The following is a 9,492-nucleotide window of genomic DNA, read 5'->3' as shown; positions in this document are numbered from 1 at the left end:
ACCTCTGAACCCACGCGCTATACCATCGCTCCACAAAGTGGCGACGCCGACACGTCCGGACTTCTGCAACTCCAGCTCACCCTGCCCGCAGGCACCGCCGCGACACAGTTCTTCTCGGCCAATTGGACCTGTTCCACCGCGACCCTGATCTGCACCAGCGTAACCCCGATCCCTGCCGACACGGATAGCAGCGAAATCCTGGTTGATGTCACCATGACCGGTGTTACCGCCACCAGCATTACGCCCAGCGTCACACTGTCGGGCGGTGGCGCCATTGCTCCCATCACGGCGACCGATCCCACCGATGTGGTGCAAGTTGTGATGAATTCCATCCCCACCTTGGTTGTCGGCTTGCCCGCCCGGTTCACCCCATTGGCCGGGTCCGGTGGCAGCCCGCCATACTTTTACGCCTTCTACGGCCTCGGCCTGGGCTATAACACGGCATTGGGAGAGTTTAGCGGCACGCCCACTCAGGCTGGCATATTTACCGTGACCGGCTCCGTCGCGGACCGCACGCTCGGCAGCCGAAAATCCTCCACAGACTTTCTGGTCACCATTATCAACCCGCCGGCCATCACCGGGCTCGATATCGCTGCCGGACGACCGGCTGGCGGCACGTCCGTGGTGATTTCCGGTACCGATTTCGATCCGGTCGCCGCCAATAATACCGTCAGCTTCGGCGGCAGTCAGGCAACCGTCACCAATGCCTCAACCACCAGCCTGACGGTGACCACGCCCGCCCATGCGGCAGGCATCGTCGACGTCACCGTGAGTGTCGGCCCCGCCACCAGTGCGACCAGCGCCGCCAGCAAATTCGAGTATCGCGACGCGCCCGTGTTGACCTTCGCGACGCCCGGCAGCGCCAGCGTACTGTTCGGCGGGACGCTGACCAATGCGGCCACTTCGACCATCGCGGTGCCGGGTGCCGGCGCCATCAGCTATGCCAGTTCCGATCCTGGCGTTGCCGCCGTCGATGCCGCCGGCGCCATCACCACCATCAGTGCCGGCACCGCTACCATCACCGCCACCCAGGCCGCCGCAGCCGGGATCAACGAACTGGCAACGGCAACTTACGCACTGACGGTAACGTCGCCGACGCTGGGCCTCCTCTCGTCCGCATCAAGCGGCAACACGGTCGGTATCGCCTTCAGTCAGCTCAACTCCGCTTCGGGCGGGCAGGCAACTTATGTCTATACATTGGCCTCGGGTGTCTTGCCCCCAGGCACTGGTATCGACACCTCGACCGGTACGGTGGCCGGAACGCCAACCGCCGGTGGTCCATTCAGCTACAGCGTCAGCGTCACCGATGATCTCGGCGCCTCCATGGCGAACGCGGTCTCGGGCACCATCGCTGCCGCGGCCATCGTCTTCAACACAGCCACCTTGCCCGATGCCCATCCGGGACAGGCCTATGGGGCTATATCGCTCCCGGCGCCCACTGGCGGCACGGCGCCCTATAGCTTTGCCGACGGCGGCGGGTTGCCAGCCGGTATCAGCCTGAGTCCGCTCGGCGTATTGTCCGGCACTCCGAGCGCCGCCGGTCCTTACAGTTTCACAGTGTCCGTTGCCGACAGCAGCACTGGCACCGGGCCTTACAGCGCCGTTCAATCGTTCCAGATCGTGGTCCAGCCGCCAGCGCAGCAGCCGCCCGTGGCGACGGGCGATGCTTACCAGATCAACCAGGACAGCGTCCTGACCGTGGCCGCGCCTGGTCTGCTCGGCAACGACACCGATGCGAATGGCGACAGCCTGACGGCGATCCTGGTGACCGGTTCGGCAGGCGGCGCGCTGATACTCAATGCGAATGGGGCGTTCGTTTTCACGCCCAATGCGGGGTTCAGTGGCTCGACCAGTTTCACCTACAAGGCCAATGACGGCAATGCCGACTCCAATGTGGTGACAGTGAATATCGATGTCGGGGCGGTGGCGCCCGTCGCTGGGCCGGCCGCTCTCACCGTGCCGTTCGGTAGTGCAAGCGCGCAGGTGACGCTGACCCTGATGGGGCCCGTGACCGGCGTCGGCATCGTCACGCCTCCGGCCAATGGCGTCGCCACGGTGAACGGGTTGACCATCAGCTATCAGCCGGACGCGAACTTTGCCGGTGCCGACAGCTTTACCTACGAGGCCGTCAATGGGGTGCTGGCCTCCGCTCCGGCGACGGTTACCATCACCGTCGCGCCTCCGGCGTCGGTGGTCCTGCCGGCGACTGTCTTGCCAGCGGCAGTTGCCGGCACTGCCTATTCCGCCACGGTCGACCCAGCCTCGGGCGGCAATGGCAATTTCAGCTATCAGGTCATCGGCGCGCTGCCGGGCTGGCTGAGCTTTGACCCGGCGCTGCGCCAGTTCAACGGCGTGCCGCCGACAGCCGGTGCCTTCGATGTCGTGCTGCGTGCGGTCGATGGCAGCACCGGTCTCGGGCCGTTCAGCGCCGACCAGACCTACCACCTGAGCGTTGTCGGCAGCCAGGGCAGCATCGCCATCGCGGTCAGCACGGACGGTACCGACGGGCAGTTCGGCTTTTCCTCGGCGACATTGGCGCTTAATCTGGTCGTGGCTACATCAGGCGGCTTGGGACAGAGTCCCGCGGTGGACTTGCCGGCAGCGCGCTACAGCATCCGGGCGCAGGATATGCGGCAGGCGGGTCTGGCCCTGACCGACATTGCCTGTACCGATCCGGGCGTTGCGGTGGACGTATCGCGGGGCCAGGTCGATGTCGATCTGAGGGCTGGCCAGAGCGTGCTCTGTACCTTTCAGACCACCGCCGCGCGCGAACACACCACGGCGCTGATCGACGACTTCATCGCCAATCGCGCCAACTTGATCATGACCAACCAGCCCGACGGGCAGCGCCGCATCGACCGACTGAATGGTGTGTTGCCGGCTGGCGGTAATCCGGTTTCGGCGCTGATGGGCTATCTGCCCGGGATCATCGAAAGCCAGCCGCTGGCTGCGGCGATCAGCCTTGCGGCAATCGATCAGATGACCGGCAACCAGGCGACCAATCCGCTCGATATCTGGATGGAGAGTACGTTTGCGCTGTTGGATCGATCCGATAGCGCCGCCAAATCGGCGCTTGTAGCTATCGGCGCGGACTATCTGGCCAATCCCAATCTGCTCATCGGTGGCTTCGTACAGGGCGATTTCATGACCCAGTCCTCCCGCGTGGATGCTGGATGGATCGAGGGCAAGGGCTGGCTCGCAGGTCCCTACGTCACGGCAAGATTGTCGGACCATCTCTATCTCGACCTGCTGGCTGCCGCCGGGCGCTCCAGCAACGAAATCAGCCCTTATGGCAGCTATACCGACAGTTTCGGCGCCACCCGCTGGCTCGCCAGCGCGGCACTGCAGGGGCAGTGGGACTATGGCGATTTCACCTTCAGTCCGGCCGCGCGGCTAAGCTATTTCGAGGAAACCAGCGACGCCTATATCGATAGCCTCGGCGTGCCGATCCCCTCGGTCACCAGCGGCACCGGCCAGCTCGCCATCGGCCCCGGCATCTCCTGGCATCTGCAGACCGACTCTCAGGTGATGGTGGACACCCACTTCAAATTCGAGGGCATTCTGGCCATCGCCAATTCCACCGCTGGCCTGCAATGGCAGGACCCACGCGGCCGCATCGAGGCGGGCATCGACCTGCGTCTGCCTGGCGCCGCCAATATCGGGCTGACGCTGGGCTATGACGGTATCGGCACGCCAGACAGCACAGGCACAAATGCAAAGGTGCAACTCAGCGCGCCGCTATAGTTGGAAGGAACCCGGAACCTAGGGGCGCCGGCTAGATAGTATTTGGCGAGCCGCTCGGTGAATCTGGATACGCATATACGCGGTTCGGAACGCGTCGCTTTTACGCGCCCGCGGAGGTAATCAGTGACGCTCCATCACCGACAAAACCAACGGATCGGTGGGGCCAAAAATAGCCCTGTTGGAGCGAAAGCTCAGTTGTGCGCGGAAACTCTGGTCCTGACCATCTGCCATGGTCGCCTCTTGGCCAAAGGCAGATAAACCGCTGCCGGCTCCGATACTGCCGGCCGTCGACGTCTGCTTTCCCGACCTCGTAGCTGAAAGCGGACAGGCCGTTTTCCACCCGTTTCGGCCATCGTTGACCGACTCATTGGCGCCGCTTGGCGAGTAATCGCGATAATGGAGAGGACTGGGTGCAACGCGGTTGCATCACAGCTGCCCGGTCACTTCAGGGCATACCCTGCCGCTGCGTCACTATCTCGATGCCAGCGCGATGACATCAGGGGCAAACGGCGGGAGAAGTCACACCAACGCACTGGCCCTAAAACCTGACGTGACAGCATCCGCCTAACTCGTACCCGCGGCCTTTGACCTCAGAGTTTTGCGACGGCCCGCAAATGCAGTCAGGCTCGTGCTGGCTGGTGACCGCTTCCGACCCCATTTCGGTCATTCTGGGCTGCTGCGCGCAGCCTCAAAAGCCGCCATTCATCTTCGCTTCAAACGGCGGCAACGCGACCGTCATCCAGAGCGATAGCTTGGCTATCGGCCGTATTAGATCAGGTCGCGAGCGGAAGTAGCCGCAATCTGATTGGCCGCGCGCAGTGGTTCCGCGATCATTGCATCACTATCGATACCATAGGTCATGTCGGGCTTTGGATGGGGCCGCGAGAACAGGAAGCCCTGAAGATCGGTGCATCCTGCCGCTGTGAGGAAGTCGCGCTGGCCTGGCGTTTCAACACCCTCGGCAGTGGTGGCAAGACCGAGGCTCTGGCTCAAGGCAACAATCGCCGAGACGATTGCGGCGCCGTCGGCCCTCGTGCCGAGAAGGCGTACGAACGATCGATCGATCTTGAGCCGGTCGATCCCGAACTGGATGAGATGGCTCAGCGAAGAATATCCCGTTCCGAAGTCGTCGAGAGCGATCTGGACCCCGCGCTCACGCAGCTGCGCAAGCGCAGTCTTGACGATCGCCTCATCGCCGCCCATCAGCGCAGTCTCCGTGACCTCAAGTTCGAGGCGCGATGGCGGAAGGCCGCTGCGCTGGAGAATCTGAACCACCTCACCCGCGAAGCCGGGTATGCGTAATTGCGTCGGTGAGACGTTGACGGATAACAGAGCGCCGTTGAGCCAGGAAGCCGCGGCGGTACATGCCTTCATCAGAACGAATATACCCAATCGATGGATGAGGCCGCTGTCCTCGGCGAGCGAAATGAATTTGTCGGGTGTCAGCAATCCCATTGTCTCGTGCCGCCACCGGACAAGGGCTTCAGCGCCTGAAATCCGGTCGGCGTCGTCGGCGCGATGAATCGTTTGATAGAACACTTCGAGACCAAAGGCAGGGATTACGGCCGGCCGGTTGGGGGACTCAACCTCGATTGTGTCGACACCATCAAGGAAGTCCCGGAGGTCGCGTTTCAGCCCTTCGCGAAGCTTTGCGCTTGCATCCATGTTATCGGCATATTCGACACAGCGGCCTCGCCCAGATGACTTGGCCTCGTAGAGTGCGACATCCGCTGCATGCAAGACCCCGCTTGCCGTCTGGGATGACGCCGAAATGATGGTGATGCCGATCGAGCAGCCGATATGTGCACTGGCGCGCCCGCCCTGCAGCGAAAATGGTTGGCTGATTTCGTCCACGATCCGATTGCACAGCTCAAGATAGGACGCGTTTCTTTCGGGCATATGGGGGAGCAGCAATGCGAATTCGTCGCCGCCAAGACGGGCCAGCGTGTCTACCCCGCCCACTAGAATACTTATTCGGCTCGCAACCGACTTGATCAGTTCATCTCCGGCTGCATGCCCAAGAGTGTCATTAACAGCCTTGAACTTGTCCAGATCAATCAGCGCCACGATGGCAGGAGGAGCGCCGGTATCATGTTGAGAGATTGTGTCCTCTAGCCGCTGGGCGAACAATGCCCGATTGGGCAGATCGGTCAGGATGTCGTGCAGTGACTGGTGCCGTGCCTTTTGTTCGCTGTCCTGCAGCTCGGCCAGCGTCTTGCGCAGTAAGAAGACCAGCCCACCGAGCAGGATCGAAATGATCAGCGCCGAGATCGTCAGCGCCGGCATCATGCTGACGACGACCTTGGATCCGGGGAGCTCAGGCGTCCAGATGATAAAACCGATCGGCTCATTGGTCGCTGTTGCTTCGATCTGAAACGTGACTTCGTTGGCTTCCGGATCAGAGCTTCGAGCGAAGCGGACGCCGTTGAGCCCTTGATCGCGGCTCAGCGCATCCAATGCGGACCCATCGAGATAGCGGTAGGCGATCAGGAAAAGAGGCCGCCCTCGCACTGACTGGCCGACATTGTGGATCGGTACTATTCCGGCGATCGATGGCCGCCCCTGCAGTCGCATGAGTTCGACGGAGTCCGATGTTTTGGTACTGCCATCTTTTGGAGTTGCCAAAGCCTCGGCTTGAACCGAGCGCTGCAACATTGGCATGAGCAGTGGCTTGATCCATTCGTAGCGGTTCGCGGTTTCACTATCGCTCTTGATCGCTATTTCGCCATCGGACCAGACGACGAACGCCTCGTCGTACTTGAAAACCGAGGTCATGATGTCTCCGAACGCCATGCTATCGAAAGCGTCGAGGTCTCCCGAGCTGGACACGCCATTGATAGTGATTGCATACCCGTTGGCCATCAGCCCGAGTTCGTAGGCGACACTTTGAATCTGGCTGTCCAAACGACCATTGACCAACTGCCGCTGACGATCTAGCGCTGCCAGGTCGCTCTCTCGGCTTGCCCACACCGCTGACGCCAGCACGAGGCCAATCGTGATCAAGCCACCTACGGCGATGAGGGACGTTAGTGTGCCGGAAGAGGTCCAAATAGACTTGTGGCGGGGCAATGGGGTAATTGGCCATGGGCAGGATGTGGCAGCAACGATCCACTAAAACAATTACCAATCCATTGTTACAAAGAGGCGCAAGTTAACCGGCCGCGTAAGGGCAAAATTCTGCTTTTCGTGTTTCCCTACATCGTTGCAGCCAGTGTCTGCAGTCGGACTACTCGGTCATGGGAGATGCAATTGACAGGCCCTCGTTTTCTTATCACGGTCATGCTAACTATTGCCACGGCTACGATCGGCTTCGGGGCGCAGGATGCACAAGCCGAAGGTCGAACTATTAAGATTGCGGTCGAAGGCAAGTTCCCGCCGTTCAACTACCTGGACTCCAACGGTGAACTGCAGGGCTTCGACGTGGAGATTGCAAGGGCATTGTGCGATGCCATGCACTCGCCCTGCGAATTGGTCGTCCACGCTTGGGACGATATGATCCCCGGCCTGCTCAACAGCCAATACGACGCGATAGTCTCCTCGATGTCCATGAGCGCCGAGCGCCGCGAAAAGGTGGCCTTCACTGCGAGGTACTATGAAAGTCCCACCATATTCATCACAGGCAAGACTTCGCCTATCCAGGCGTTCGCCCCACAGGACCTAAGCGGCCAACGCTTGGGCGTGACCCTGGCGACCGCGCAGGAAGCCTTTGCGCAGCACTTTTACGGCGATGCTTCCATCGTGGTTTTCGGCTCGTCACCCGAACTCTATCAAGGCCTTGCCGACGGGAAGGTCGACGTCATTCTTGAAGACAAGCTTGCGGCGTATGACTGGCTGACCAATACGAAAGCCGGTGATTGCTGCGAGTTCCGGGGAGCCGATATCAAGGACCCCACCTATTTCGGAGACGGCGCCGGCATCGCCTTGAGGAAAGACGATGTCATCTTACTAGGCGAGTTCAATGGCGCATTGGACGTAATTGGCCAAGACGGCACATATAACATGATCAATGCAAAGTACTTTCCGTTCCCCATTCGCTAACAGAATATACTCAGCGGCGAGACTCGGTTTGAACACTGTTCGGCACTGCTGCATGCCTCCGAGTGTGGCCCTACCTGGCGGGGGTACCCGTAGCTTGCCCTTCATCGAGCGTGCTCCTACTACCGGCGCTGACCCTGCTTCCATGTGCCGAGCTAGCAATCAACCCCATGATCTTCGACGTGGAGGCCGTCGTCGTGCTCGAATCGAGGGTTGGGGGTCTAATCGCTGAACATGCAAGTTAGAGAAAAGGTTGGGCGGCGGCTTCTGGCGAAACCACGCCCGAAAGCCCGCCCTTCCGCTTCCCGCCCCGTTTCCGCCATTGCAGATTTGATCGCCAACGACAGGGTAGGGGCCGTTAGCCGAATGACAGTTATAGAGGAGCGCTGCCAATAGCGGACGTTCGGGCCCGCGAGGCGGCAATGGACGGTGTGGGGTCAGAAGCGGCAAGGCCACTTTCGGGTGGTGGGTTCAACCGCTCACTGTAACACCTTATGCAGCCTATCGGCCGGCGCTTCGAAGTCCAGGGTTTTTCGCGGTCTCTGGTTGAGCCGCAAAGCGACATCGTCGAGTTGGGCCTGGGAGACCTGGGAGAAATTTGTTGCGCTCGGGAAATACTACCTGAGCAGGCCGTTGGTGTTTTCGTTGGTGCCGCGTTGCCAGGGACTGCGCGGATCGCAGAAGTAGACCTGCAGGTCGGTTGCGATGGTGAAGCTCCTATGGCGAGCCATCTCCTTACCTTGGTCCCATTTCAACGAGCGCGGCAACTCTTCGGGGAATGTGCCGATCCTCTCGGCGAGAGCGGCCACCACGGTCGCCGAGTCCCTTCTCGCCAGCTTCACAAGCATCGTGAACCGGCAGTGTCGCTCGACAAAGGTGACGATGTTGGTGTCGTTGGCACCGGCGAGCAGATCACCTTCCCAATGGCCTGGAATGGCGCGATCCTCTGCCTCGGCGGGTCGCTCGCGGATGGAGATCATATCAAGAATTTGTCCTAGCCCGGTTCGGCTCCACGCCTCCTTGGCGAGACGCATTTGCCGTCTGGTGCAGATGGCCTGTCAGTTCCTTCCTGAGCACACCGCGCGACTGGATGAACAGACTGCGATAGATCGCTTCATGAGATATCCGCGTGCATGGATCGCCTGGGTATTCTCGCCTCAGCCAGCCCGCTACCTGCTCCGGCGACCATTGCAGCGCCAGCTTTTGCGCCACCAGCCATCGCAGCCGCCCAGAGCATGCCAGGCGACATCGCTTCGGCCGCCGCGCGCGCTCCCAAGCCTGCTTGTCATCACGAGTTGCACGATACGCCTGTGCACCGCCGTTGCGCGCGATCTCCCAAAATATCGTCGATTGGGATCGCCCGAGATTTCGAGCAATTGCGCGGGATGGCAAGACCTGCCGCAATCCCGCGAGAGATCTCCTCGCGCTCCCCAACTCGAGCGTCCAAGCCGCTCTAAGCCTGGCTGACGGAGCAATGCCGCCATGGACAGATACGATCCGCTGAACACCGCCTTTGGTCCTGCGCTCCAGCGCTTGCGAGATCGACGAAATGCTCTGACCCTGCTTCCATCGCTTCCATCGCTTCCATCGCTTCCATCGCTCAGCCTCTGTTCGGCGGTAAACAGACCCGTGACGTGACCATCCGGAACCTCTCATCCTCTCAAATTAAAGGTGTTGCGACGATCGGTTGAACCCACCGAGTCATTGCTGCAA

At 60.9% G+C, this 9,492-nt stretch carries 3 protein-coding genes and 1 pseudogene; 2 read left to right on the top strand and 2 right to left on the bottom strand.

Annotation, left to right across the window (positions count from 1 at the left end):
• Positions 1 to 3,744 (top strand): Ig-like domain-containing protein (locus JWP26_RS20425; protein WP_299732245.1); only part of this gene is annotated, 3,744 nt, incomplete at its 5' end.
• Positions 3,745 to 4,512: 768 nt separating this feature from the next.
• Here JWP26_RS20425 and JWP26_RS20420 read toward each other — a convergent pair.
• The gene (locus tag JWP26_RS20420) at positions 4,513 to 6,747 is read right to left on the bottom strand and encodes an EAL domain-containing protein (protein WP_299732242.1); all 2,235 of its coding nucleotides are present in this window, start codon (positions 6,745 to 6,747) and stop codon (positions 4,513 to 4,515) included.
• A gap of 276 nt (positions 6,748 to 7,023) precedes the next feature.
• Here JWP26_RS20420 and JWP26_RS20415 point away from each other — a divergent pair, with 276 nt between their 5' ends.
• Positions 7,024 to 7,782 carry a transporter substrate-binding domain-containing protein gene (locus JWP26_RS20415; RefSeq protein ID WP_299732248.1) on the top strand — a complete coding sequence of 253 codons (759 nt, stop codon included), beginning with the start codon at positions 7,024 to 7,026 and terminating at the stop codon, positions 7,780 to 7,782.
• A gap of 476 nt (positions 7,783 to 8,258) precedes the next feature.
• On the opposite strand, the pseudogene JWP26_RS20410 reads toward JWP26_RS20415, so the two are convergent.
• Positions 8,259 to 9,357, bottom strand: a pseudogene (locus tag JWP26_RS20410) (IS30 family transposase); the annotation flags it as partial.
• Positions 9,358 to 9,492 lie beyond the last annotated feature (135 nt).

Origin of the sequence: Devosia sp. (assembly GCF_028290435.1) — a bacterium.
GTDB lineage: Bacteria > Pseudomonadota > Alphaproteobacteria > Rhizobiales > Devosiaceae > Devosia.
The sequence above is the reverse complement of the archived record's forward strand: the minus strand, read 5'-3'. Positions and strand labels throughout refer to the sequence as shown.